Source organism: Spirulina subsalsa CS-330, assembly GCF_028330765.1.
GTDB classification, from domain to species: Bacteria; Cyanobacteriota; Cyanobacteriia; order Cyanobacteriales; family Spirulinaceae; genus Spirulina; species Spirulina subsalsa_A.
The window spans coordinates 1-24,160 of sequence record NZ_JAQMTY010000024.1 but is presented as its reverse complement, the minus strand read 5'-3'; the positions used below and the strand labels follow the sequence as shown (position 1 = coordinate 24,160).

Annotated in this window: 26 protein-coding genes; 11 read left to right on the top strand and 15 right to left on the bottom strand. The window is 53.7% G+C overall.

Annotated elements, in window-relative coordinates; translation table 11 throughout:
* The first annotated feature begins 129 nt into the window (after nucleotides 1–129).
* Entirely contained in the window at nucleotides 130–1,368 is a 1,239-nt protein-coding gene (locus PN477_RS01820; RefSeq protein ID WP_272117344.1) for a right-handed parallel beta-helix repeat-containing protein, read from the top strand.
* A 132-nt stretch (nucleotides 1,369–1,500) separates the two neighbouring features.
* Nucleotides 1,501–3,234 carry a ShlB/FhaC/HecB family hemolysin secretion/activation protein gene (locus tag PN477_RS01815; RefSeq protein WP_272117341.1) on the top strand — a complete coding sequence of 578 codons (1,734 nt, stop codon included), beginning with the start codon at nucleotides 1,501–1,503 and terminating at the stop codon, nucleotides 3,232–3,234.
* A gap of 148 nt (nucleotides 3,235–3,382) precedes the next feature.
* Here the strand turns inward: PN477_RS01815 and PN477_RS01810 are convergent, their stop codons facing one another.
* Nucleotides 3,383–3,715, bottom strand: a complete 333-nt coding sequence (locus tag PN477_RS01810; protein ID WP_272117339.1) for a hypothetical protein — start codon at nucleotides 3,713–3,715, stop codon at nucleotides 3,383–3,385.
* Nucleotides 3,716–4,061: 346 nt separating this feature from the next.
* Between PN477_RS01810 and tmk the strand changes: the two genes are divergently transcribed.
* On the top strand, nucleotides 4,062–4,709 hold the full coding sequence (tmk, locus tag PN477_RS01805; RefSeq protein ID WP_272117337.1) for a dTMP kinase: 648 nt from the start codon (nucleotides 4,062–4,064) through the stop codon (nucleotides 4,707–4,709).
* Between the two features lie 3 nt (nucleotides 4,710–4,712).
* Here tmk and PN477_RS01800 read toward each other — a convergent pair whose 3' ends face one another.
* From PN477_RS01800 to PN477_RS01755, 10 genes are all read right to left on the bottom strand, one after another.
* Nucleotides 4,713–5,270: a TolB family protein gene (locus PN477_RS01800; RefSeq protein ID WP_272117335.1), complete on the bottom strand. Its 558-nt coding sequence runs from the start codon at nucleotides 5,268–5,270 to the stop codon at nucleotides 4,713–4,715.
* A 12-nt stretch (nucleotides 5,271–5,282) separates the two neighbouring features.
* Nucleotides 5,283–6,287 (bottom strand): Ycf66 family protein, encoded by a 1,005-nt coding sequence (locus PN477_RS01795; protein WP_272117334.1) that lies wholly within the window; start codon nucleotides 6,285–6,287, stop codon nucleotides 5,283–5,285.
* 265 nt (nucleotides 6,288–6,552) lie between these two features.
* On the bottom strand, nucleotides 6,553–6,672 hold the full coding sequence (psbX, locus tag PN477_RS01790; RefSeq protein WP_072620210.1) for a photosystem II reaction center X protein: 120 nt from the start codon (nucleotides 6,670–6,672) through the stop codon (nucleotides 6,553–6,555).
* A 71-nt stretch (nucleotides 6,673–6,743) separates the two neighbouring features.
* Nucleotides 6,744–7,427, bottom strand: a complete 684-nt coding sequence (locus PN477_RS01785; RefSeq protein ID WP_272117331.1) for a HEAT repeat domain-containing protein — start codon at nucleotides 7,425–7,427, stop codon at nucleotides 6,744–6,746.
* Between the two features lie 39 nt (nucleotides 7,428–7,466).
* On the bottom strand, nucleotides 7,467–8,090 hold the full coding sequence (locus PN477_RS01780; protein WP_272117329.1) for a methyltransferase domain-containing protein: 624 nt from the start codon (nucleotides 8,088–8,090) through the stop codon (nucleotides 7,467–7,469).
* Between the two features lie 32 nt (nucleotides 8,091–8,122).
* Nucleotides 8,123–8,773: an HAS-barrel domain-containing protein gene (locus tag PN477_RS01775; RefSeq protein ID WP_272117327.1), complete on the bottom strand. Its 651-nt coding sequence runs from the start codon at nucleotides 8,771–8,773 to the stop codon at nucleotides 8,123–8,125.
* Between the two features lie 132 nt (nucleotides 8,774–8,905).
* The gene (locus tag PN477_RS01770) at nucleotides 8,906–9,097 is read right to left on the bottom strand and encodes an NAD(P)H dehydrogenase subunit NdhS (protein WP_417158728.1); all 192 of its coding nucleotides are present in this window, start codon (nucleotides 9,095–9,097) and stop codon (nucleotides 8,906–8,908) included.
* Nucleotides 9,098–9,246: 149 nt separating this feature from the next.
* The gene (rodA, locus tag PN477_RS01765; protein WP_272117324.1) at nucleotides 9,247–10,506 is read right to left on the bottom strand and encodes a rod shape-determining protein RodA; all 1,260 of its coding nucleotides are present in this window, start codon (nucleotides 10,504–10,506) and stop codon (nucleotides 9,247–9,249) included.
* A gap of 45 nt (nucleotides 10,507–10,551) precedes the next feature.
* Complete coding sequence (locus tag PN477_RS01760) at nucleotides 10,552–11,619, bottom strand: Mrp/NBP35 family ATP-binding protein (protein WP_272117323.1); 1,068 nt, start codon at nucleotides 11,617–11,619, stop codon at nucleotides 10,552–10,554.
* A gap of 94 nt (nucleotides 11,620–11,713) precedes the next feature.
* A complete protein-coding gene (locus PN477_RS01755) occupies nucleotides 11,714–12,196 on the bottom strand; it encodes an SRPBCC family protein (protein ID WP_272117321.1) in 483 nt (160 codons plus the stop codon).
* 235 nt (nucleotides 12,197–12,431) lie between these two features.
* Here PN477_RS01755 and hemF point away from each other — a divergent pair, with 235 nt between their 5' ends.
* From hemF to PN477_RS01720, 7 genes are all read left to right on the top strand, one after another.
* Complete coding sequence (hemF, locus tag PN477_RS01750) at nucleotides 12,432–13,463, top strand: oxygen-dependent coproporphyrinogen oxidase (RefSeq protein WP_272117319.1); 1,032 nt, start codon at nucleotides 12,432–12,434, stop codon at nucleotides 13,461–13,463.
* Between the two features lie 361 nt (nucleotides 13,464–13,824).
* Complete coding sequence (locus tag PN477_RS01745; protein ID WP_072620219.1) at nucleotides 13,825–14,193, top strand: STAS domain-containing protein; 369 nt, start codon at nucleotides 13,825–13,827, stop codon at nucleotides 14,191–14,193.
* Between the two features lie 150 nt (nucleotides 14,194–14,343).
* Entirely contained in the window at nucleotides 14,344–14,475 is a 132-nt protein-coding gene (locus PN477_RS01740; protein ID WP_272146925.1) for a hypothetical protein, read from the top strand.
* A gap of 113 nt (nucleotides 14,476–14,588) precedes the next feature.
* The gene (locus tag PN477_RS01735; RefSeq protein WP_272117316.1) at nucleotides 14,589–16,049 is read left to right on the top strand and encodes a GIY-YIG nuclease family protein; all 1,461 of its coding nucleotides are present in this window, start codon (nucleotides 14,589–14,591) and stop codon (nucleotides 16,047–16,049) included.
* A 142-nt stretch (nucleotides 16,050–16,191) separates the two neighbouring features.
* A complete protein-coding gene (gene bchI, locus PN477_RS01730; RefSeq protein ID WP_272117314.1) occupies nucleotides 16,192–17,271 on the top strand; it encodes a magnesium chelatase ATPase subunit I in 1,080 nt (359 codons plus the stop codon).
* Nucleotides 17,272–17,296: 25 nt separating this feature from the next.
* Nucleotides 17,297–18,082 carry an ABC transporter ATP-binding protein gene (locus PN477_RS01725; RefSeq protein WP_417158729.1) on the top strand — a complete coding sequence of 262 codons (786 nt, stop codon included), beginning with the start codon at nucleotides 17,297–17,299 and terminating at the stop codon, nucleotides 18,080–18,082.
* A 91-nt stretch (nucleotides 18,083–18,173) separates the two neighbouring features.
* Entirely contained in the window at nucleotides 18,174–19,511 is a 1,338-nt protein-coding gene (locus PN477_RS01720; protein ID WP_272117310.1) for an MlaD family protein, read from the top strand.
* Here the strand turns inward: PN477_RS01720 and PN477_RS01715 are convergent.
* The 3 genes from PN477_RS01715 to PN477_RS01705 all read right to left on the bottom strand — a co-directional run bounded on the left by PN477_RS01715 (nucleotide 19,480) and on the right by PN477_RS01705 (nucleotide 21,895).
* Nucleotides 19,480–20,382 carry a D-alanyl-D-alanine carboxypeptidase gene (locus tag PN477_RS01715; protein ID WP_272117309.1) on the bottom strand — a complete coding sequence of 301 codons (903 nt, stop codon included), beginning with the start codon at nucleotides 20,380–20,382 and terminating at the stop codon, nucleotides 19,480–19,482. The two genes, PN477_RS01720 and PN477_RS01715, sit on opposite strands and share 32 nt — an antisense overlap.
* Before the next feature lie 113 nt (nucleotides 20,383–20,495).
* Nucleotides 20,496–21,185, bottom strand: coding sequence for a glycosyltransferase family 2 protein (locus PN477_RS01710; protein WP_272117307.1), 690 nt, complete (start codon nucleotides 21,183–21,185; stop codon nucleotides 20,496–20,498).
* Nucleotides 21,182–21,895 (bottom strand): class I SAM-dependent methyltransferase, encoded by a 714-nt coding sequence (locus PN477_RS01705; protein WP_272117305.1) that lies wholly within the window; start codon nucleotides 21,893–21,895, stop codon nucleotides 21,182–21,184. The genes PN477_RS01710 and PN477_RS01705 overlap by 4 nt, the downstream gene beginning before the upstream one ends.
* Nucleotides 21,896–22,082: 187 nt before the next feature.
* Between PN477_RS01705 and proB the strand changes: the two genes are divergently transcribed.
* The gene (gene proB / locus PN477_RS01700; RefSeq protein WP_272117303.1) at nucleotides 22,083–23,195 is read left to right on the top strand and encodes a glutamate 5-kinase; all 1,113 of its coding nucleotides are present in this window, start codon (nucleotides 22,083–22,085) and stop codon (nucleotides 23,193–23,195) included.
* A gap of 296 nt (nucleotides 23,196–23,491) precedes the next feature.
* On the opposite strand, the gene PN477_RS01695 is transcribed toward proB, so the two are convergent.
* Nucleotides 23,492–23,926 (bottom strand): GNAT family N-acetyltransferase, encoded by a 435-nt coding sequence (locus tag PN477_RS01695; protein ID WP_272117301.1) that lies wholly within the window; start codon nucleotides 23,924–23,926, stop codon nucleotides 23,492–23,494.
* Nucleotides 23,927–24,160 lie beyond the last annotated feature (234 nt).

The following is a 24,160-nucleotide window of genomic DNA, read 5'->3' as shown; positions in this document are numbered from 1 at the left end:
TGTCGTTCTCGAAAAAGGTGGAGAACCACATTGGGGCGATATGGCTGTTCATCCATGAGTACAATCGGGGCATCAGAGAGAAGCTGGCGGAGCAAGATGCCCCTATCTTTTCCTCTAGCCTGCACTAAAATGCACTACCCCGCTGAGTATGGTGGCGGGATTTATGTCGATAATGGCTCGGTGACGCTGACCAATTCTACCGTTTCTGGGAATTCCGCTAATAGTTGGGGCGGCGGGATTTTCATGGATAATGGCTCGGTGACGCTGACCAATTCTACCGTTTCTGGGAATTCCGCTGAGTATGGTGGCGGAATTTATGTCGATTTTGGCTCGGTGACGCTGACCAATTCTACCGTTTCTGGGAATTTCGCTGATGAAGATGGCGGTGGAATTTTCATGGATGATGGACCGGTGATGCTGAACAATTCGACGATCGCTTTTAACACTGCTGCCGGAGATACAGGTGGGGGGATTGCCGTAGGCGATGACAATACCCACACGATCAACAACAGCCTTATCGCCAACAACACTAACGCCACTGCTCCCAACATTGGCATTTATGACGGTACACACACCTTCAACATCACCAACAGCCTCATCGTCAGCACCACCGGCATGACTGGTATCGGAGTTCCCACCAACGGCGTGAATGGCAACATCGTTGGCGTTGACCCCAAACTCGGCCCCCTTGCCAACAACGGCGGCCCCACCCAAACCCATGCCATTCTCCCCGGTAGCCCCGCCATCAACGCCGGCAATAACGCCCTAGCCACCGGCTTAACCACAGACCAGCGGGGAGCACCCGGAGCAAGGATTGTCGGGGGAACCGTCGATATGGGAGCCTTTGAATTCCAAGGAGCAGCAATCACCCCAGTCGCTCCACAAAATCAAACCATCACCAAGCTAACTAACCTAGATGTCAGTGTGAGAGTCGCTGAGGCAGTCTTTGGCATCGTTCCGATTCAGGGAGCCAGTGTAAGTTTTACCGCCAATGGTGCAACGGGAACATTTACAAATGGCGCAACAGTGCTCACAAATGCCCAAGGTATTGCTTTTAACGCATTCAATGCAACAGATGCACTGGGTAGTTTTTCAGTGCTAGCACAACTAACCGATGCAACACTTTTAACCTTTGGTGCAGTAACACCTTTGACCTTTAATTTCACCTACCTAGACTTTGACCTCATTCGCCGGATTTGGCATGATCCCCTCGCAGCAACCCCACCCGATCGCTTTGTTCTCGGTCGCGCCTGCGCCACCATCCCAGAGCTAGAACAGACCGAGCAAGAAGAACCTAACCCAGAGGAAGCCATGGAGAGCATGGCAGTAGAATTCGATGAGAAATGCCTACCCCTCAATCAAGAATGACCCACCCCGCCCTACGGACACCCCTCCGAGGAGGGGACTGTTTCTGAAATCCCCTCCTGGTCGGATAGGGGTGGGTTCTCCGGGGTGAATGCCTCAAAATCGTTTAATTAATCGTGATGGAGTGAAATAACTGTGAAAAAATCGACGTTGACCCTTTTTGGTAGCTTGAGCCTGCTGACCCTGGCCCCTCAAACCCTCGCCCAAACACCCCTAACCGAAGCTCGACACCTCTTCAACAACCCCATCGCCCAACAAACCGACCCCAACCAAGACCGCTTTATTCAACCCAGCGACCAACTCCCCCAACCCCTAGGGGATGACGATATTCTCATGACCCCCGAAACCTTCGACACCAGCGACCTTGACAACACCACCCCGATCACGATCAACAACATCATCCTTGAAGGGAATACCGTCTTTACCCGCGAAGACCTTATGCCCATGGTGAGCGAGATCACTGGCCCCACAACCATCGGCGCAATCAACCGCGCCATTGCCGCCATCACCGCCCAATACGTCAACGCCGGTTACATCACCTCCCGCGCCGTCCTCCCCGCCCAACCCCTGGATCAAGGGGAGATCACGATCCTCGTCCTCGAAGGCACCTTAACCGATGTAGACATTACCGGCCTAGAACGCTTAAACCCCGAATATGTCCGCAGCCGCGTCAACTTAGGACGCACCACCCCCTTCAACGCCAACGCCCTCGAAGACCAACTTCGTCTCCTCAATAACGACCCCAATATTGCCGACCTGAATATCGATCTGCAAAGCAGCGAAGAACTGGGAACCAGTCGCCTCGCTCTCGATATAGAGGAAAGCAAACCCTGGTTTGGCTCCATTTTCACCGATAACTATTCAGCGGAATCCGTGGGGTCTGAACGGATTGGGGCGAATGTGGGGTATCGCAACTTGGCCGGCATGGGGGATGCGTTGCGCCTTGGGTATACTCGCACCTATAGCGGCGGCTACCATGCGTGGGACTTTGGCTACAATATCCCCCTCAACCCGATGAATGGGACGCTGGATCTGCGGGTGGTGCTGGATCGGCATAAAATCACGCTGCCGCCCTTTGATGCGCTGAATATTCGCGGGCGATCGCAACTGTATGACCTCAGTTTTCGCCAGCCTTTAATCCGCAATCCCCGCGAAGAATTCGCCCTCTCCCTCGGTTTTAGCCGTAAAACCGGCCGCACATTTTTGTTTAATGATATTGGTACACCCTTCGGGATTGGGGCGGAAGCCGATGGCACAACCCGTACATCGGTGATCCGGTTTAGTCAGGATTATTTGCGCCGGGATACAAAGGGGGCTTGGAGTGGGCGATCGCAATTCAACCTCGGTATAGATGCATTGGGCATTACCCGCAACGATGGGCCGATTCCTGACGGTCACTTCTTCAGTTGGGCGGGTCAAGTCGCACGAGTGCAACAACTCGATCGCAACAATCGCCTCATTCTTCAGGGCGATTTCCAACTCACCCCGGACAATCTCCTCGCCTCAGAAACCTTTAGTATTGGTGGTGGCCAAACCCTGCGGGGCTATCGCCAAGGGGCCAGATCAGGAGATAATGGCTGGCGATTTTCCGCTGAGAATCGCTTCACCGTCGCCCGCAGTAATGTAGGAAAAAACCTGTTTCAAATTGCGCCCTTTTTCGACATGGGGGCGGTGTGGAATAACCCCAGCAATCCCGCTCAGATTCGCTCGGATCATTTGCTTGCGGGTTTGGGGTTGGGCTTCCTGTGGATTTCGCAGCCGAACTTCACTGCCCGTGTAGATGTCACATTACCGTTGATGAATATGAGCGATCGCGCCACCAATTTGCAAGACGACGGCATCTATCTCAGCCTCAACTACCAGTTTTAATAGGTGCAGCTTGCTTGTGAAAGTAACCCACCCTCTTGGGCTAACTCTCGTTTCAGCCCGATCCAGTTATCCTGCCCTATGATCTACAGGATCATTCAGTATAGGTTTGCCCTATCCGTCTTCGCAGCAGCCGTACTGTTCGGCTCGATTACTGGAGCTGCCACAGGGTTTTGTCTTGGATGTTTTTGCAGACATCATCAAAAACCTTCCGACAATGGTTGTCGGTCGAGAGGGGCAGTTCCTCGTTTTTCAGAATGCAATTAAGATGCACTTTTTTAGACGCAGTGCTTTGATAATCCACCAATGCTTCAACCGTTACGAGCTTGGTGAACTTAACTTGTCCAGGGTTTTCTCGCCCAACAACGTACTCATTGTTACGATAAATGATTTCAAAGTTACAGGCTTGCAAAACAGTATCAAGATGGGAGAGGAGGGTATCTAGTGAGTTTTCACTGTAAAATGAGCAGGAATAACGAGCCATAATTTCCCCGTACTTTCCTCGTGGTCTAAGGTGATCAGCTTGGCTATCATGACAGCGATGGCCTATCAATTATCCCAAGGGTGTTTGCAGCTACTCTAGCGTTTTTTTCAAAATCTGTCAGCTATACCCGCCAGGAACATCGCACTGTACCCGCAGGATTCATGGTCGGGGGCTTCATTTGCGTAACGTGCCGTAGGCATTGGGTTTCGATGCCCCAGAGACGGCTAAACTCCTGATCGATTGCCGTAGCTGTTGGTTTGATGATGTCGTGATTTCCTGCGCAATGATGCTGTGGAATCAGCACTACATCGATTTTTAGACTGAAGTATTAAAAGAAGATAAAGTTATGATGTCCGGTCAATTTATTGTGTTTGAAGGGGGGGAAGGTGCGGGAAAAACGACGCAGTTACGGCGATCGCATGCTTGGTTAAAGGCGCAATGGGGGCAACAGCGGGCGATTCTCCAGACCCGTGAGCCGGGCGGGACACCCTTGGGGAGCAAACTGCGCGATATTTTGCTCCATAGTGGTGCGGTGGTGGATCGGGCGGAATTGTTACTGTTTGCGGCCGATCGCGCTCAGCATGTGGACACGGTGATCCAGCCGGCTTTATCCGAAGGGGCGATGGTGCTGTGCGATCGCTTTATCGATTCCACCTGGGCGTACCAAGGCTATGGGCGGGGCCTTGATCCCGAACTGATCGCCCAATTAAATGCGATCGCCACCCATCACCTCACGCCCCATCTCACCCTTTGGCTGGATCTTCCCGTGGAAGTGGGTCTTGCCCGTAGCCAACGGGAGGGCCAGCGCGATCGCATTGAACAGGCCGATCTGGCCTTTCATCGGCGGGTACGGGAGGGGTTTACCCACCTCGTCCAGCAGGAACCGGAGCGAATCGTGCGGATCGATGCGTCCCAGCCGGCGGATCAAGTCCAGCAGGCAATTCAAACAGTGTTGCGATCGCGGGGTTATGTTCCCCCCGAATCCTCAGATTAATCCCTACGGTTCAATCACCGCGCCATCTTCAATATCCAATTCCACATTGGGCCCGCGATCCAGCACCTCTACATCCCACTGACCCCGGCGGGCGGTCTCAAAACTGATGTAGCGACCGTCGGGGCTGATTTTTGGGTTGCGCACCCAATAGCGATAGCGGCGGGTGAGAATTTCGGAGCGTTGAATGGCGCGATCGTAAAACGCGATCGCTGGTCGTCCTTCTTCATTAACCAGATAGACGATGTAGCGACCCGTGCGGCTGAGGCTGGGGCTTTGGACTAAGGTGCGGTCTTGATTGAGTCCCGTCAGGGTTAAAAATCGCTTGGTGCTGAGGTTATACACCGCAATTTGTGCTGAGCCGTTGCGGTTGGTGATGAACGCCACTAATTTGCCATCCCCACTGAGGGTGGGCTGTTCATCGGTAAAGCGGCTATTGAGGGCCACGGGTTCGATGCTGGCGGGTTCGTTCTGACAGGCGGAGAGGAAGATCGCGATCGCACCCACTACCCCCCCCCATCGCCCCAACCATCGCCAGGGCCATCGTCTGACTCCCAGGATCATAGGTCTAGGGCCTTAATACTCTGTCGATCCCACCGGGGGTTCAACGTCATCATCGTAGGGGCGATCCGGACGGCGGCGCGATCGCGGTTCCTCAAAGTCCAGATCCGGTTCATCCTCGTAATCCGGTGGCTCGCGGTCTACCCCCGCCTCAAAATCATCCTCGCCATAGTCATCGTACTCATCCCCATAGCGGTCATCACGGGGCGCTGAAGATCGAGGCGGTTCCGGCTCTAGTTCTTCGTCGTAGTCCACATAGTCCACGTAGGGCGCGGGTTCTTCATCCTCATAGAGTGCCGCATTGCGGGCCGAACCATTGCGGCGTGGCCGTTCCGGCTCACTCACCGTCCGATCATCCGGGCGACGGGATGGCGATCGCCGCCCCGACCGGCGTTCCTCAACGCCTTCCGTTTCTTCCCACTCATCTTCCCAAGCGTCATAGCGATCGGCGTAGCGCGTTTCATCGGGGGGATAGTCGCGGCTCGGTGGAGTATCGCGGGAGGGGCGACGACTGCGGGGCGATCGCGGCGGTGGGCTGCTGCGGTCTGTCGTCGGACGAGCGGCGCGACTCCGGGGCGACGGGGCCGGGGCATCATCGTAGTCATCACTCCCCCGCAGCCGTTTGCGGGGCACAGCAGCAGGCTCACGGTAGGCAGGCTCTAGCTCGTCGTAGTCCGGTTCTCGATAGGCACGGTAGGAACGGCTCACCGGGCGGTCATCATCGACGATGGGCGTGCTGCGGCGGGCTTGCTCGGTGGCGAGTCCCCTTAGCCTCAGGGTTTCAAAAGCAAAAAAGAAGGTGGCCAAGGTGAGGAGAAATTGCCCCAACTGCATCAGTGGGTCAAATTTCCAACCGTAGGCAATCAAAATCCCACCACAGACCAACCCGACCGCAGAGAAAAAGATATCGTAGTCCCTCGATAGTTCTGGCTTAATCGAGCGTAAAAAATAAAGTCCTGCACCAGCAACGGCCAAGAAGACCCCCAAAATGCTGGCTGAATTCCATCCAAAATTGATCATTACTGCTTCTTAAGCGTCAAGCTCGCGATCGCTGAACACGGGTGTTCTGTTCTTTCTACCTTAGCGAAATCTGCCCATTGCGCCCAGGAAAACCCTACCCCTAGGAAAAGACCTCAGAATCGAGGGGCAATGCTGCTGACGATCCTGAGGCCGCAGGGTTGCAATATAGCAGATTGCGAAAGGATGAGAACGCCACTTCCCCCTTTTATAAGGGGGATTGAGGGGGATCTTTGTACCTCAAGTGTATGAAAACTGCAATAAACCCTTAGGAACGGGAGATTTTATCTTTCTGGCTAATAAAAACGAGGGCAACGGTTGCGGGAACGACGACAACCAATGTACCGGCCAGTAAGCTGTAAAGAAAGTTGGCTAAAGACGGTGTCATTGTATTTAGTAACCTGATATTGAACGAAGAATTAGCATTTATTGTAGAGGGTTTTGTGCCTCCCGTGATCCTTAATCTGCGTCGGGCAGTAGCTCTGCGAGGCGTTGGCGGGACAATGTTGCCGCTTGAGCCACTTGCGGGTGAGCATCTTTGGCGAGGAAGTTGAGGGCGGATTTCGCTTTCTCGCTGGGTAAATGGCCCAGGGCTTCGGCGAGGCGTTGCCGCACGAGCCAATCTTCAGAGCCGGCAAAGTCCAGCATCGCATCGGTGGCATCGAGGGCTTTAATTTCCCCCAGAGCGGCGATCGCGGCCTGCTGAATCACCACCTCGTCACTTTTCAGGGCGTTGAGGAGTACAGATTTCGCCCGCACATCTTTTAAATTTCCCAGAGACACCGCCGCACTAAAGCGCACGAGCCATTGGGTATCTTCGTAAAAAGCCCGCACCAAGGGTTCAAAGGCCCGTTGATCTTCGAGATAGCCCAAGGCTCCGGCCGCATCGGCTCGAATCCCGTAGTCCGGGTCAGTTTCTAAGAGGCGCACCAAAATAGGGTAGGACTCTTCTGTAGATTTGATCCCGAGGGCAAACACCGCCATGGAGCGGATTTGCAGGACTTCATCGTTGAGCACTTTTTTGATTAACGGCAGGGCCTCCAGGGCGGAAACGTGGCGTAGGGATGCGAGGGCGACCATGCGATCGCGGGAATTGGGGCTGTCGAGGTTGACCTCGATTTGGCTTAAATTCAGGGGAGCCATGACAATTCTGAAAAAACAGTTAACTTATCTTAACAATTTTCAGATTGCGGTCGGAGTGAGGCGGGCCTGACCTTGGCCCCAATGTTCTTCCCCCTGACGCTTGGGTAAGGATGCGGCGAGGGGGACGAGGTCGAAGGGGTGAAAGTGGCTATGGAAGTGGGCGTGGAGTTGCTCCGGGGTCGAACCAAAAGGCGGGCCACCGGGGCGGCGGTGGGTGAAGAAAATGGCCAGCAGTTCACCCTGGGGTCTGAGGATATGGTGGACAAGTTGAACATAGCGATCGCGCTGACTCGGATCAATCGCGCAAAAACAGGTGTGTTCCACCACGTAATCAAACTGAGCCGGGAATTCAGCCGCGAGATCAAAAATATTGCGGTTGAGAAATTGCGCTGCAACATCTGTTGTTGCCGCGTTGCGTTCAGCCCGTGCAATGGCAGCAGGGGCGAAGTCAAACCCGATCACCGTTGCGCCGGCTTGGGCAAAGGCGATCGCATCATGGCCCGCCCCGCAACCGAGCACCGCCACCCGTTTCCCCGCCACGGCCATTCCATGGCGATCCAACCAGGCCACAAACCCCGGCGCAGCCTGCCCCAAGTCCCACGGCGGCACACCGGCTTGATAGCGTGTTTCCCAAAACCCTGACGTATGAATTGCGTCGTTCATGACCTTGCTCCTCAGCTATTCAACACCCAACCTCAGGCATGCACCTGACTGAGCACGTAACGCAAACTATCGTAATCATCCTTCAACAACAGACCCAAGGTGCGCCCCGCTTTAATCAGCCAGTCGCGATCGCCTTGGCGCAACTGAAAAGCTGCCCGCAACGTGGCCGCAATTAAACTTTCCACCGGCACATGGCTCACCTGCAACAGAGTCCGCAGGAAATCCATCTCTTCCGTAAACCGCTTCACCTCGTCGGGTTCACAGCGATAGACGGCTTGGTGAATTTGGGGCGGGCGGGGCGGCAGGTATTGAAACACTTGGGGCGATCGCTCCGGCCCTGGGGCCAAAAATCCCACAATTGCAACGCGAAATTCCGTCTTCAACATCGCAAAAATTTGCGGTTGCTCTTCGCGCAACTCTTCGAGGGACATCCCCAACGCCCGCGCCCGATGCACCGAATCAATCGGGGTTGTGGTGGCGTAGGTGATCACGCCTAAGACGGTATTGCCGGACTCCTCATCCAATGCCTTCACCCAACTGCCAAAGGGGGGCATGACGGGAAATTTCAACTCTTCCGGCTCCAAACATTGCGCCAAGAAATCCGTTGTTGCCGTTTCAATCACTTCCGCAATATGGTTGGGGCGGGGGCGATCGGTGGAAAATTGGGGTAAGGGTAAGCGCATCGGTGGGGGCGGGGCTGAAGGATGAGGAACGCATCAAAAATAGCCCTCTGGCCTCGTTCCAGGCTTCGGAATTGAGCGGATTGACCCAACGGGCAACGGGTCAGCATCGCACCGAGGCCAGAGGTGAATCGTTTATTTTTTCTTGCCTTTGCTGAGATCCACGGCTTCGAGTTCAGCCAGCTTGAAGGTGACTAACTTATCCCAGTTGCCCCCTTCAAACAACACGGCAACATTGCCATCGCTAATGCGTTGCACTAATCCTTCAAACTCATAATAGGTGTCATTAGGATTTGTGACGCGAACTGTTGCACCAGGTAAAATCATGGGTGTTTTCCTTTGATTCAAAATCACAGAATTACGAGGGAGACAGTGTGAGACTGCTCTGAAACAGACTGCCCGCCCCTATCTTGCCATATTCCTTTGATCCGACGGGATCGGGTTGATGGGGATCGGGGCGAAGCAGGGGGTGATCGCTAACGGAAATGCATACGAGGTCGATGGTTTGCCACCGATTCCACTAGCCCCAAGGCGAGGAAATTCGTCAGCAAGGCCGACCGTCCGTAGCTAATCCAGGGCAGCGGCAACCCGGTAATCGGCGACACCCCCACCGTCATGCCGATATTCACAAACACCTGAAACGCAATCATTGACAGCACGCCCACCGCCAAGAGGGAACCAAAGTTATCCTTGGCATTTTGGGCAATGACGATCAGCCGCAGGCAGATTAACCAAAAGGCAAAAATGACAATGATTGAGCCGATGAACCCCAGTTCTTCCCCCACAGCGGAAAAAATGAAGTCGGTATGTTGTTCAGGGATGAAGTCCAGTTGGGTTTGGGTTCCGTTGAAAAGTCCTTCGCCCCAGAGTTCCCCGGCACCGATGGCGATGCGGGATTGAATGAGGTGATAGCCCCCACCGAGGGGGTCTTTTTCCGGGTTGAGAAAGAGGATGAGGCGGTCTTTTTGGTAATCCTTGAGCAGTCCCCAAAAGACTTGGCCGAGGAAGGCGGCGGCCCAGTTAATCGCAACGACGATGGGGGTGCTGATTTGCCGGAGGGGGAGGGTAAACCAAGCGATCGCACAGACCAACGCCGTCCAGATTCCACAGGCGGGCAACGAGATCCCGTACAACACCGCCGCCACCATCGGCGAGACCAACAGGAGTAGCCAAGCGGGTTTAACATTCGCCCAATAGAGCATGCCCAGGGTAATCGCCCCAAAGACTAACGCTGTCCCCAAATCCGGCTGCACAAAAATCAAGATCCAGGGAACCATCGTGATCGCTAAAACCCGAAAGACAGAATCAAGGGTTGTGGCCGGGCGATCGTGAAGCAGGGCCGCCAAGGTGATAATCAACCCCACTTTGGCAAATTCGGAAGGCTGAACATTGAACCCACCGATGGTGAGCCAACTTTGCGCCCCATTCGCCGTGTGACCCGCCAACATCACCACAACGAGGGTGACATTCATCAGGGCATAGATCGGCCAGTGCCATTGCAGTAAAAATTCATACTGAAACTGGGAGATCGCGAGGGTAATCACCAGGCCGATTAACCCCACGAGCCAATGTTGCCACCAGTCGGTAATGCCTTGGCGCAGTTCGATACTGTGGATCATCACCCCCCCAAAGATGGTGAGGCCGACCACGAGGGCGAGGAGGAAAAAGTCCAGGTTTTGCCAACCGAGCCACCATTGTCGCCATTGAGATTTTTCGGTATAGGATCGCTGCAACATAGGACGCTAGTAGATAAAGAGTGGTTGTCGTTCAACGGGTTAGGGCTATGTTAAGGCCGCAACGGATACTCGCGCGGCGATGCTTTGGGCAATTTTGGTCAGGGCTTGGGCGGAGGCGGATTCGGGTTGAGCGACGACGATGGGAATGCCGCGATCGCCCCCTTCTCGCACCGGAATTTCCAAGGGAACCCCACCAATCAGCGACACACCCAATTCAGCGGCAGTAGTCGCCCCACCCCCCGATCCAAACAGGTCATACCGCTTTTCCGGACAATCCGGCGGAATGAAATAACTCATATTTTCCACAATACCCAAGACATTCACCCCCAATTGTTCAAACATTTTTAAGCCTCGGCGAGCGTCCACCAAGGAAACCGTTTGGGGTGTGGTGACAATCACCACCCCAGCCATGGGGACGGCCTGGGCCATGGTTAATTGAGCATCACCGGTGCCGGGGGGCAAATCGACGACGAGATAATCTAGGTTGCCCCAATTCACCTGATAGAGGAATTGGCGAATGATGCCGTTGAGCATCGGCCCCCGCCAAATCACGGGCTGGTCTGGGTCAATGAGGAAGCCCATGGACACCATTTTGAGGCCATGGTTCACCGCCGGTTGCAGAATATCTTGACCCTGGGCATCTTTCTGGACATCAACTTTTGCATCGGTCAAGCCCAGCATGGTGGGGGCGTTGGGCCCGTAGATATCCGCATCCAAAAGACCAACGGCGGCCCCACTTTGGGCCAGGGCAACGGCAACATTAACGGCGACGGTGCTTTTTCCCACGCCGCCTTTGCCGCTCGAAATGGCAATAATATTTTTCACGCCGGCGATGCCCTGTTGATCCGGCAGGGATTTTTGTTGAGGAGTTTCGGCAGTGACTTCGACTTCAACGGCCTCAACGCCCGGCAGTTGACGGACGGCTTTTTGGCAGTCTTCGACAATGAATTCCCGGAGGGGACAGGCGGGGGTGGTGAGCACGAGGGTAAAGCGGACGGTTCCCCCGGCAATCTGCACATTCCGGATCATGTTGAGTTCGACTAAGCTCTTTTGTAGCTCTGGGTCTTGGACAGGACGCAAAACGTTTAAAACAGCCGTTGAGTCTAGAGTCATTAGTTTGTGAAGGTTTGTAATTTTATTGTTTATCCTACCGTTTTCGGGGACGGGGCGGCGATTTCTGCGATCGCGTCTCCCCAGGCTGCCAAGGTTACAGCGGAGCCGGACGCTCCACCGCCTGGGCCAAATTATCAGCAACCCGCGCCACATAGGGACGAATCACCCACCACAGCACCGGCGAGAGCAGACCCCGCAGGGTGACAGAATAGGAAATATACGTGCCGCACACCGATGATTCAAACTGATAGGTGACACGATTTTCCACACCAGGAATCGCTAAAAAGCGCACACTCAAGAGTTTACGCGGATCAACTTGCTCCACAAATATCCGAATCGGGATCGGGGTGAAGCGCGTCACCACTTGATAGATCAGTCCAGGTTTAGCCATTAAGCCGTCCGGGACGTTGGTGCGGGCAAGCAAGGGATTCCAAGATACATCGGCGAGGTTCATGAGTTTTTGCCAGAGGGCATCGACCGAAGCCCGGCAGAGAACTCGGTAGCGTTTGTTGAGCCGGAACTGGCAAAACAGGTAGCCACGAGCCACAAGGAGCTTAAACGAAATTTGAAAAATCATAGCGCTTGTGTAGCAACCGCCTATCCATAAGATCAATCCCTATTCTATTCAAGTTCTTGATTGATCGAACTCTTGAACCAGGAAGTGCCTCAGTCGGGGAGGTCGTTGAGAGTGTCTGCACCAGAGGATGTTGCATTTTGTGAGGGGAGTGCGATCGCACCGAAGTGAATGTGCGAAGATCAACCCCACACGACAAGTGTTTGTCTATTTAAGAATTAACTTTTGCTTTAATCCTATGACAGCTTCTCCGACACAGCTTAACCAATCACAACAGCCCAACCTGCCCCCCGCCGATTCCCGGGCGCGGATCAGTGCCTTCATGAAAGGTGTGCAAGACAGTATTTGTCAAGGTCTTGAGGAACTTGATGGGGTGGGCACATTTCGCGAAGATTCTTGGGATCGCGAGGAAGGCGGCGGGGGCCGGTCGCGGGTGATCCGGGATGGCGATGTGTTTGAACAAGGGGGGGTCAACTTTTCGGAAGTGTGGGGCAAAACCCTCCCCCCATCGATTCTGCAAAATCGCCCCGATGCCGCCGGTCATGAATTCTATGCCACCGGGACTTCCATGGTGCTCCACCCCCGCAATCCCTACATCCCCACGGTTCACCTCAACTATCGCTATTTTGAAGCGGGCCCCGTCTGGTGGTTTGGCGGTGGGGCAGATTTAACCCCCTACTACCCCTTTCACGAAGATGCCCACCAGTTCCACACCACCCACAAGGCGGCGTGCGATCGCCACAATCCCCACTACTACAACATCTTCAAAGCCTGGTGTGATGAATATTTCTACCTGAAGCACCGGGACGAAGCACGGGGCATCGGTGGGATTTTCTTTGACTACCAAGACGATCGCGGCGAACTCTATCGCGGCCCCAACCCCGACCAAGCCGCCGCTGACTATAGCCGTCAACTGGGGGATGTTCCCTCTCGCACCTGGGAAGAAGTGTTTGCCTTTGTGAAAGACTGTAGCGAGGCCTTTTTACCGGCCTATGTGCCCATTGCCCAGAAACGACGCGGGACGGAGTACAGCGATCGCGAACGCCAATTCCAACTCTATCGGCGGGGGCGTTACGTCGAATTCAACCTCGTCTACGATCGCGGCACCATCTTCGGCCTCCAAACCAACGGACGCACCGAATCGATCCTGATGTCCTTGCCGCCCCTCGTGCGTTGGGAATACTGCTACCAACCTGAACCCAACAGCCGCGAAGCTGAACTCTATGACACCTTCCTAAAACCCCAAGATTGGGCAAACTGGTCTGCATAACCCCAGATCCCGCAGGCATCGCATCCCAACTTGGGGCGGTGGCTGCGGGGAACCGGTTCGAGTAGCATGGGTCAACGGACTCAGTAAGCCAAACGGATGACTAGTACACCAGAATCGCTTTGGGCTGTCTCCCCACAACAGAGTTTTTCTGGTAAGCTGTATACAAACTCAAACCCTTATCAATCCAAGGGGGTGAGCATCCATCCAATGTCCACGCTTACCCAACGCAAACCGAACCATCCACACCCACTCGCTGCGATCGCTTGATCAACGTTAGGGTTGTGATTAGTAAGGGTTAACCTGAGTAGCGATTTTCAGATGTTGGCACACTATATTGCTTGAGTTTGAGGCCAGTTGACGCGTGATTCACATTGATCAGAAAAAACACACAACCCAAGACCAAACCCAAGTTATTGTTTTAGCGCCTAGCGGACGTTTAGACATCACGACGGCTTGGCAATTTCGGTTAAAGTTGCAAGAGTGTATTTCTAAACTCAGCCGCCATGTTGTGGTTAACCTCAGTCAGGTTAACTTCATCGATAGCTCTGGGTTAACGTCCCTGGTGGCTGGCATGCGTGATGCCGACAAGGTGAAAGGAAGCTTCCGAATTTGTAATGTCCATCCCGAAGCGAAACTTGTGTTTGAAGTCACAATGATGGACTCAGTCTTTGAGATTTTTGAGACTGAAGAAGAAGCCCTGGACGGCGTTCCTCGCGCAATGTCGAGCTAGCGTTGAGACCACCCGGATAACTCCACCGCTTTTATCCCACTGCCGAGCAAATAAAGATTTGCTCAGGTTTGTGTTCGTCTGTACTCAACTCATCTAGATCAGATTAGGACAGGAAAAAGTGAGGAAAAAAACTGGTGTTTCTCTCTGCCTGTGAAACTTGGGGTGGGGGGTATTGCCAACGGGGAAGGGGTCTACGGATTGCGGCGAGCCTTGGTGGACGACTATGCCCGGCCCTATTTCTGGGCCGCCTTCACCCCATCGGGCGATTGGCGATCGCTATAGTGCAGTGCCAACCAACCCGACCGTTTCAACCCCTTGTTGTTGGCTACAATTCAGCCTTGCTAAAATGAGTCTTTAAATATCATTTTGCTTTGCCGTGAAGGAATGACCTCACAATGATCGCCGATACCCGTCTTCTTGGCCTTGTTTGTACGTCCTTGAAAATGAAAGACATTTTGCCGGAGTATGCCGGAATTTACTACGTTGTGGATGCGTCGAATACAGTTTGGTATATTGGTCAAGCTCAGAATATTCGTAAGCGTTGGCAAGGAAAGAGTCATCACCGCATACATCAATTTATCCATCAAAAAAATCAAGATTTTAGGATTTTTTGTGAACCGGTTCCGGTCAAGCAGTTGAGTGATGTCGAAACAGCGAGAATTTCAGCCTATCGGCCACATTTGAACAATACCCCCACTAAACCCAAAAAAGTTCATCCTACTGAAACCCTGTTACGCGAAACAATTGCCGCGATCGCTGATTTTTCATTCATTCTCGGCATTGAACCACCACGGGGATCAAACACTGAGAATGGTTTAATAGCGATAATGGCTCACCCCAAAGTTTTACCATTAGAGGTGATTCATATCTATGTCGATTCTCAGCAAATCCAATCCTTGTTTAAACTTGAAACGATTGGTGATGAAGTGTTCGCAATCCGCAAACACATTTTCTCAACTCGTAAAGCCTATGCGAATAAGTGGGAAGCATATACACCTCAGTATCCCTTTTTGCATCGTCTTTATGTGGGTGGATATGCGGTAGAAATAGCGGAATGGACGATCAAATCTCTGTTACAAAATAAACCTTGGACTCCTGAATATCATGAAGTTACACTAGCTGGAGAAGTAATTCGCGCCTTAACACCAAGATCACTTGCTGATCTGCAAAAACAGTTAAGCTCAAGCTATGGATATCACATCAAGCGGCTACGATGCTATTCATCAGACTGCATTCCCTTGTTGTTTAACGAGAATATCGATTTAGATGCTCGTAAAGAAAGTGTATCGAAAGTTGCTCAGGATTATAGCCAAGGGCAGCGAGGTCTAGGGAGTCGAGGCTCATTGAGAAATCAGAAAAAGATCCTGATTTTTGTCCGATGCTTTGGATTTGCAACACTTCAAGACTCTAAAATAGGAATCTCTGCACAAGGTGTGATTGATGGTCAGTGGGTTGATCATCAGTTGGCCCGCAATTTTGAAACGTTATATTTCCTCACAGAGGTCAATCAGGAGACGTGGCGGCAGGTGTCGTCTTATTTGTATGATTTTGTGATTCCGGCTCAATTACTTAGAAATGGAGAAGGATATGTCACTCATGTTTATGTTTCACCGCGCAAAGAACTTAAACTCGCTCGTTTAACAGTCAAATGTAAGAGGACAACAACCAGTGTTTCAATTCCGCTAGGGGCGAGTCCTGAGTTTCCGACGTTTGAGTTAGTTAAGGCTGAGATTCGTAGGCGGGTAGCCAGTCAAAATTTGAACAATATCCAATTGTCATTTCGGGCAGAGACGACGACTCAAGCGCAGCAACGAGCAGGAAGAGCAGGGAAGGCTCAGTTTGAGATTGCTCCGTAAGCGGTGGGGGAGGGCACTCAAGGCTAGAGCTTGGGGGTTGGGTCAAACGCTGGGGTTGGGTAGGATTGCTTAACGTCCTGTGTCACAATGGGGGATGTTGAAAATTGTCTAAAATCCCACTCTTAATTTTACTGTTATTGCAATGACCGTTACCCCTCAAGCCCCTCCGAAGACCGAAACGCGCCGCTTAGTGTTTCCCTTTACGGCTATTGTTGGCCAAGAAGAGATGAAGTTGGCGTTATTGCTCAATGTTATTGACCCCAAGATTGGCGGGGTGATGATTATGGGCGATCGCGGCACGGGGAAATCCACCACGATCCGCGCCTTGGCTGACCTGTTACCGGCGATTCCGGTGGTGGAAAATGACCCCTTTAACAGCGATCCCCATAACCCGGAACTGATGGGGGATGAGGCGCGGAGGCATTACGAACAGGGCCAAGCCCTGCCGACCGCGAGCATGAAAGTGCCGATGGTGGACTTGCCCTTGGGGGCAACCGAAGACCGGGTGTGCGGCACGATTGATATTGAAAAAGCGCTGTCTGAAGGGGTGAAGGCCTTTGAACCGGGGCTGCTGGCGAAGGCCAATCGCGGCATTCTTTATGTGGATGAGGTGAATTTGCTCGATGATCACCTGGTAGATGTGCTGCTGGATTCGGCGGCCAGTGGGTGGAATACGGTGGAGCGCGAAGGGATTTCGATTCGTCACCCGGCGCGGTTTGTGTTGGTGGGATCGGGCAACCCGGAAGAAGGGGAATTGCGGCCGCAACTGTTGGATCGGTTCGGGATGCACGCCGAGATTCGCACGGTGAAGCAGCCGGCGCTGCGGGTGGAAATTGTCGAGCAGCGATCGGCCTTTGATCACGATCCCCACGCTTTTTACAGTGCCCATGCCACGGAGCAAGAGGCGCTCCAGGTGAAGATTGTCCAAGCCCAGGAGCGGTTGCCCCAGGTGACGCTGGAGTATGAATTGCGGGTGGGCATTTCGGAAGTTTGCTCGGAACTGGATGTGGATGGACTGCGGGGCGATATTGTGACGAATCGGGCGGCAAAGGCGATCGCCGCCCTCGAAGGACGTACCACCGTCACCCTCGATGATATTCGCCGCGTGGTGACCCTCTGCCTCCGCCACCGGTTGCGCAAAGATCCCCTCGAATCGATTGATTCGGGCTATAAAGTGGAGAAGGCTTTTAATCGCGTCTTTGGCGTGGCAGAAGCGGAATAATGTTGCTGTTGTGGTGCGATCGCCCATGTCCTCTGAACCGATCATTCAACTGCGAAATGTCACCAAACGCTTTGGCTCCAAGGTAATTCTCGATGGGGTCAATCTTGACATTTACCCCTGTGATGCTTTGGCGATCATTGGCCCGTCAGGAACGGGAAAATCAACCATTCTGCGCATTATGGCGGGGTTGCTCGAACCGGATTCGGGGGCGGTCTATATTAAGGGACAGCGCCGCAAGGGGTTGATTGAAGACCAGCCCGATCCCATCACGATCAGTATGGTGTTTCAGAACACCGCCCTGTTTGATTCCTTGACCGTGGAAGAGAATGTGGGCTTTAGCCTGATTCAACATTCCAAGTTGCCCCGCGCTACGGTGCGCCAATTAGTGCGCGATCGCCTCAGTTTGGTGGGGTTGGGGGACATTGGCGCTCAATATCCAGCACAATTATCCGGCGGGATGAAAAAGCGGGTCAGCTTTGCGCGGGCGATCATGATCGACCCCAGCAATCCCGCCAACAATCCGGAAATCATTCTCTACGATGAACCTACGGCGGGTCTTGATCCGATTGCATCCACCGTCATTGAAGACTTGGTGCGCCATCTACAACGGGATGTCAATGACTGTAAAACCTATGTGATGGTCACCCACCAAGACAGCACGATTCGGCGCACGGCGGATCGGGTGATTTTTCTCTTCAATGGCAAAGTGCAGTGGGATGCCCCCGTTGAAGAGATTGATCACACCGATAATCCCTTGGTGCGACAATTTTTTAGTGCGAGTACGGAGGGGCCGATTCCGGTCATCGCATAAACCCAGGGGATAGAGTAGCGTAGGAAGAAGGAAATGGCTGTGTTGGCCCTGTCCGCTTGAGTCGAGTCAGTTGTTGTGAGGAGATGCACCAATGCGATCGCGCACCATTCGAGAAGGTTCCGTGGGTCTATTCATTCTGCTGGGCCTTGCACTCTTTGTTACGGTTATTCTGTGGTTGCGAGGCATTCGGTTCGGGGACGATAGTTATACGATCCGGATTGAATTTGCCGACAGTAATGGCATGATCGTCGGCGGCAGTGTGCGCTATCGGGGGGTCAAAATTGGCACGATCGCAGAGCTTATCCCCACCACCAACGGGATTGAAGCCGTGGTGTCCATCTCGCCGGCGGATTTGTTGATGCCCAAGAATGTGCAGATTGAAGCGAACCAATCCGGCCTGATTAGCGAAACCACCATCGACATCACCCCCCTCACCCAGGTCAAAGATCCCGATAATCTGCCCTCGCCCCTCAGTGCTCGCTGTGACTCGGATCTAGTCATTTGTGGGGGCGATCGCCTCCAAGGGGTCACCGGCATCAGCTTCAACGCCGCCGTCCGCAGCACAATGCGCCTCAGCGAAAGTTTTACCGACCCCGAATTTTTTGGTAACATCACCAGCCTCACCGCCAACGCCAGCCAAGCCGCCGCCAGAATCGGCAGTCTCAGCACCGAACTCACCCAACTGTCGCGCTCCGTTCGATCCCAAATCCAAGCCATTTCCGGCACGGCCAACACCGTCACCGCCATCACCGCCACCACCGCTCGCCAGATCAACAGTACCGCCGCCGCCTATCAATCCACCGCCGTCGAACTCAACGCCCTCACCAGCAATCTCAACGGCCTGATCATTGAAAACCGCACCAACATCGCCGGCACCCTCAACAGCATCAGCAGCACCAGCACCGAACTCACGACCCTGATTCAGAATTTTAATACCACCCTCGAAACCGCCGACACCCGCGATCTTCTCAACAATCTTGAGGTGCTCACCGCCAATGCCGCCGAAGCGTCCAATGCCTTGAAAACCACGGCCGATGCGCTGAATGATCCCAACACGATCCTCAATCTCCAGCGCACCCTCAACGCTGCCCGCGCCACCTTTGAAAATGTCCAAAAAATTACCGCTGACCTTGATGAACTCACGGGTAACCCCGCCTTTCGTCAGGATTTACAAGAGCTGATTCAAGGACTCAGCGGTTTGGTGTCATCCACACAGGATCTCGAAAACCAAATTTATCTCGCCCAACAGCTTGCCACGGAGGAGCAGGCTTTGGGTCAGTCGGTGCAGAACAACAGCGATCGCCATCCCCCAGAGGACGAGGCACTTTTAGCACCCCGTTCCCCTGAAGAACGTCGCCGGGCGGCCATCGAACTCTTTTCCGCACCAGCCCCCCCGCCTACACCGGCGAACAGGAATACTGACGAGTAATTTGCACCATGATGTTGTCAATGCCATTGAGGAGCACCTGGCCCGATTGACCAGGATAGTTGACGACGACGCTGGCGATCAGGGTTCCGTATTGGGCGTGTTCCACATAGCCGGAGAGGGCGCGAACGCCGTTGAGTGTGCCGGTTTTGGCGTGGACAATACCGTAGGCGGGGGTGGAGCGGAGACGGTTGGTGAGGGTTCCGCTGATTCCCGCCACCGGGAGGGAGCGATAGAAGACCTCTTGACCATAGCCGAGGTTCCGCATACCGCGTAGGGTGGTGGCGATCGCCCTCGGTGTTGCTAAATTTTGCCGCGAGAGTCCCGAACCATCCACCTGACGGAAGCTCCCACGGGACACGCCGAGGGGTTCGAGGGCATTTTGGACGGCGTTGCTGCCCCCGATGCCGCGAAAGAGGACATCCGCGTAGCCATTATCACTGCGCTGGTTGGTGGTGTAGACCCAGCGATCGAGGGTGGTTGACCGAATGGGGGAGTTGGGATCGTAGAGTTGGAGGGCGGCGGCGGTGGTGAAGAGTTTGATGTTAGAGGCCGGGATGAACAGTTCATCGGCGTTGTGGCTGTAGATTACCTGTCCTGTGGCCAAGCTTTCTAAATACACGCCCCATTTCCCGTTACGATAGGGCGACTGTTGCAGAATGTTGTTGATGTTGCTGTTGAGTTGGGCGGCGCAGGCGGGGGGGACAGCGGCGAATTGGGCGGTGTGACTCAGTGGGGGTAGATCGGGGGCCGCGATCGGGGTTGCTTCGACTGGGAAACTGTTGGCCTGGGGGTTGGCGATCGCGGCTGAACTCACGCCCCCCAAGAGGGAGAGGGAGAGCGCGATCGCACTGAGGGAAAACCGTTGTGTCATGAGTTGTGGGCGGAGTGTGTAAAGATTTTCGACATGATATCACTCCACCGAGACGATTATGCTAGGGGCAAAGGTTCCATCTGCACCCGTCGCCCAGCCGGGAGCCATAGCCGCTAGGGCCACAGGCCATAGCGAACAATACAGTAAATGGCTCGAACGCCATCTTTCCAATTAATTTTCTTGCCTTCCTTATAGGTGCGCCCGTAGTAGGAAATACTCACTTCATAGATGCGACATTCCAACCGCGCCACCTTAGCCGTAATTTCTGGCTCAAACCCAAAGCGATTTTCCCGAATTTTGATCGACTGGATAATCTCACGGCGAAAGGCTTTGTAACAGGTTTCCATATCTGAGAGGTTCAGATTGGTGAACATATTTGAGAGCATCGTTAAGAAGCGATTGCCGACGGTATGCCAGTAGTAGAGTACCCGATGAGCGCGACCGCCCAAAAAACGTGACCCAAACACCACATCAGCGCGATCGCTCAAGATCGGCTCAATCACAATCGGATATTCCTGGGGGTCATATTCCAAATCCGCATCCTGAACGATCACAATATCCCCCGTCGCTGCCCCAAACCCGGTGCGCAGGGCCGCCCCTTTGCCTCGATTGCGGGGATGATAAATAACCTGGTCTACTTGGGGTTGAATATCCTGCTCTAAGATCTCACGAGTGCCATCGGTGGAGCCATCATCCACAATGATGATTTCGAGGGAGTCCACGGGCGCGGCTTTGACGGCGGCGATAATTTGGTGGATGGTTTGAGCTTCGTTGTAGCAGGGGATGATGACCGAAAGTTTCATAAATGGGTTGGAGAAGCGATCGCAATCAAGGATAACCCACGGGGAGGCTCAAAGCGCTGCTCAAGGCGCTTAAACAAGGGCACAAGGCGATTAAACAGACCCACTTGCCCCGATGTGGGGACAGTCCGCTTGAGTAGTGAGCCATTCACCCACCAGCCGGGGATACCAGCCAGGTTAAAGTAGCGCAGGGTTTCGGGGGTTAACTGGGCTGCGTCGAGAATCTGAGCCAGGGAGGTTTTGTTATAGCGGCGATAGTGACCGACGTTGGCATCAAGGGAACTGTAGAGACGTTGGCCCGCCGGAACTTTCAAGATTAAGCGACCGCCGGGGGTGAGGAGGCTCCGCAGCCGGTGGAGAAATTCGGCATCCTGTTCGATATGTTCGAGGACATCGAGCAAAATCACGGTGTCGAAGCGATCGCCCCAGGTCATCTGAGTTGCATCACCGGTCAGAAATTCCACCTGGGGGGCGTGGGGTAGGCGCGATCGCGCCGTTGCCACATAGTCCGCATCGAGATCCACCGCCGTCAGATGGTGACAATGCTGGGCGAGTTGGACGGTGAAATTTCCCGTGCCGCAGCCAATTTCAAGAACGCGATCGCCTAAATACGGTTCAATTTGAGAAAAAACCCAGGTATTGAACTGATCCGCCTTGGCTAAGTAGTCTAACCAATGAGTTTGTGCGTGACTCAGAGACGCTTGCTGGATCATATATTACAAAACGTTACTGGAAGGAGTATCTGTTGATTGTACTCGGAGATCGAGATTTCTTTAGAGGTGGGGCAGACTGTTTTGATCGAAATTTTGGGTGAAAATTTCCCAAGACCCACGTTCAAAACCCGATAGGCTAAGGGGATAAATCCATCTGATTGACTCTTTTGCCCCCGTTGACCTGACTATGCCCCAAACCCTTGTGATCAAAATTGGCACATCGAGCCTAACCCATCCTGAAACGCGCCAACTGGCGATCGCCACCCTCGGCGCATTGGTGGAGACCCTCACCGCCCTGCGTACCGCTGGGCATCGCGTGGTTTTGGTGTCGTCCGGGGCGGTGGGGGTAGGGGCCAGCCGCTTGAAATTAACGGAACGGCCCCGCACAATGCCGCGTAAACAGGCAGTGGCCGCCGTTGGTCAAGGGCGATTGATGCGGGTCTATGACGATTTGTTTACCAGTTTGAATCAAGCGATCGCCCAAATCCTGCTTACCCGTCGCGACCTGATCGACCGCAACGCCTACGTCAACGCCTACAACACCCTCCAAGCCCTCTTTGAATTGGGTGTGATTCCCATCGTGAATGAGAATGACACCGTGGCCGTGGAGGAATTAAAATTTGGCGACAATGATACCCTCTCGGCCTTAGTGGCGAGTTTGGTGGAAGCTGATTGGTTGTTTTTACTCACCGATGTCGATCGCCTCTATTCCGCCGACCCCCGCACCGATCCCAACGCTTTCCCCATTGCGCGGGTGACGGTGGAAGAGTTGGCTAATTTACAAGTGGAGGCGGGCGATCGCGGTTCTCAATGGGGCACTGGGGGGATGCAGACTAAAATCGCCGCTGCCCGGATTGCCACCAATGCCGGGGTACGCACCGCCATCCTCAAGGGCACAACCCCCCACAATATTTTTGCACTACTCAACGGAGCTGACCTGGGGACACAGTTTGACCCCCAACCCCGCCCAGATAATGCCCGGAAACGGTGGATTGCCCATAGCCTCGTCGCTCGCGGTCGCCTCTATCTTGACGAGGGCGCAGTGACGGCCATTTGCCAAAAGGGAACATCGCTCCTGCCGGCGGGGATTCATCGGCTTGATGGAGAGTTTCAAACGTCCGAGGCGGTGATTTTGTGCGATCGCCACGGCCAAGAAGTGGCGCGGGGCATTGTCAACTACAACAGCCACGAAATCGCCCAAATTCTAGGGCAACAGTCCGAAAAAATCCCCAGCATTCTCGGTTACGGCGGCCCCGAAACGGTGATCCATCGGGATAATCTAGTGCTGAAAGGGAGTTAACCCAATCTGTAGAACAAGCCAGGGCAGTTAGGACATTCAAACGCTCGAACAAGGGGATGTGTGCCCCTTGTCTGTTCTTACAAACTTGTCCACTGCTCTTTACTCTAGAACACCCCCGCCGTAAGGACGTTGCCAATGTTGTTAGTTGCGCCATATTTCCGGAATTTGGTGGCCAACCAGGCCATAGGTATAACCTGAACCGGTCTAACATCACTGAACTTAACGGTTGAGGTAGAGCAAGCGGTCGAACCCAGAGCTAACAGGTTGCGTCTTCATCCGGTCGCGTTAAGCGATTTTTAGGTCGTTAACTTGAGGCGTAGCACTGTGTTGCCTGTCCCTGCATGTAAATTTTCACCCATGCGCTTGAAACCATATTTAGAATAGAATTTCCGTCCGATCGCGTTCAGTTCAAAGACTTCAACTTCAAGCTCGCCTCGTAACTCTTGAGCTTTGTTCACTAATGCCGTCCCGATGCCCGTGTTATGAAACTCTGGTTCAACAAACACCGCGCCAATTTCATTGCCAATCAAGGCAATAAAACCAACGATTGTCCCATTGCAATCAGCGACCCATGTTTCCGCATTGGGTAGATACAGAGCAGGAATATCCTGTCGGACTTGATCCACAAACTCTTTGGGTAAAAAGGAATGAGCTAGGGCATTAGCGTGTTCCCAAGATGACATCACGCCACCCAAATCATCTGCTCTGTATTCCCGGATTGTATATGTCATGATGACCTGTATTTTTGTTAATGATTAATTTGATTGAACCTGTGAGATCACAACCCTGCACATTCACCAGGATGCCCCAACAATGCCCCTAGGAAGGGTGCATCCCACTTTTGCAGATTCATATTGCTCGCCAGGTAGAACCCTCATCCCCAGCCCTTCTCCCGCAGGAGAAGGGAGCCAAAAGCCCTCTCCTGCGGGAGAGGGTTGGGTGAGGGGTTGCACAACTGGGATGCA

Excerpts from the sequence above, each read along its gene's own strand:
- hemF (WP_272117319.1), top strand. The coding sequence starts at position 12,432 with ATGACAGCTTCTCCGACACAGCTTAACCAATCACAACAGCCCAACCTG.
- PN477_RS01810 (WP_272117339.1), bottom strand. The coding sequence starts at position 3,715 with ATGGCTCGTTATTCCTGCTCATTTTACAGTGAAAACTCACTAGATACC.
- psbX (WP_072620210.1), bottom strand. The coding sequence starts at position 6,672 with ATGACACCGTCTTTAGCCAACTTTCTTTACAGCTTACTGGCCGGTACA.
- PN477_RS01800 (WP_272117335.1), bottom strand. The coding sequence starts at position 5,270 with ATGATCCTGGGAGTCAGACGATGGCCCTGGCGATGGTTGGGGCGATGG.
- PN477_RS01775 (WP_272117327.1), bottom strand. The coding sequence starts at position 8,773 with ATGCGCTTACCCTTACCCCAATTTTCCACCGATCGCCCCCGCCCCAAC.
- bchI (WP_272117314.1), top strand. The coding sequence starts at position 16,192 with ATGACCGTTACCCCTCAAGCCCCTCCGAAGACCGAAACGCGCCGCTTA.
- PN477_RS01710 (WP_272117307.1), bottom strand. The coding sequence starts at position 21,185 with ATGAAACTTTCGGTCATCATCCCCTGCTACAACGAAGCTCAAACCATC.
- PN477_RS01770 (WP_417158728.1), bottom strand. The coding sequence starts at position 9,097 with ATGATTTTACCTGGTGCAACAGTTCGCGTCACAAATCCTAATGACACC.
- PN477_RS01705 (WP_272117305.1), bottom strand. The coding sequence starts at position 21,895 with ATGATCCAGCAAGCGTCTCTGAGTCACGCACAAACTCATTGGTTAGAC.
- PN477_RS01720 (WP_272117310.1), top strand. The coding sequence starts at position 18,174 with ATGCGATCGCGCACCATTCGAGAAGGTTCCGTGGGTCTATTCATTCTG.
- PN477_RS01715 (WP_272117309.1), bottom strand. The coding sequence starts at position 20,382 with ATGACACAACGGTTTTCCCTCAGTGCGATCGCGCTCTCCCTCTCCCTC.
- proB (WP_272117303.1), top strand. The coding sequence starts at position 22,083 with ATGCCCCAAACCCTTGTGATCAAAATTGGCACATCGAGCCTAACCCAT.
- PN477_RS01725 (WP_417158729.1), top strand. The coding sequence starts at position 17,297 with ATGTCCTCTGAACCGATCATTCAACTGCGAAATGTCACCAAACGCTTT.
- tmk (WP_272117337.1), top strand. The coding sequence starts at position 4,062 with ATGATGTCCGGTCAATTTATTGTGTTTGAAGGGGGGGAAGGTGCGGGA.
- PN477_RS01760 (WP_272117323.1), bottom strand. The coding sequence starts at position 11,619 with ATGACTCTAGACTCAACGGCTGTTTTAAACGTTTTGCGTCCTGTCCAA.
- PN477_RS01820 (WP_272117344.1), top strand. The coding sequence starts at position 130 with ATGCACTACCCCGCTGAGTATGGTGGCGGGATTTATGTCGATAATGGC.
- PN477_RS01785 (WP_272117331.1), bottom strand. The coding sequence starts at position 7,427 with ATGGCTCCCCTGAATTTAAGCCAAATCGAGGTCAACCTCGACAGCCCC.
- PN477_RS01780 (WP_272117329.1), bottom strand. The coding sequence starts at position 8,090 with ATGAACGACGCAATTCATACGTCAGGGTTTTGGGAAACACGCTATCAA.
- PN477_RS01695 (WP_272117301.1), bottom strand. The coding sequence starts at position 23,926 with ATGACATATACAATCCGGGAATACAGAGCAGATGATTTGGGTGGCGTG.
- PN477_RS01755 (WP_272117321.1), bottom strand. The coding sequence starts at position 12,196 with ATGATTTTTCAAATTTCGTTTAAGCTCCTTGTGGCTCGTGGCTACCTG.
- PN477_RS01735 (WP_272117316.1), top strand. The coding sequence starts at position 14,589 with ATGATCGCCGATACCCGTCTTCTTGGCCTTGTTTGTACGTCCTTGAAA.
- PN477_RS01795 (WP_272117334.1), bottom strand. The coding sequence starts at position 6,287 with ATGATCAATTTTGGATGGAATTCAGCCAGCATTTTGGGGGTCTTCTTG.
- rodA (WP_272117324.1), bottom strand. The coding sequence starts at position 10,506 with ATGTTGCAGCGATCCTATACCGAAAAATCTCAATGGCGACAATGGTGG.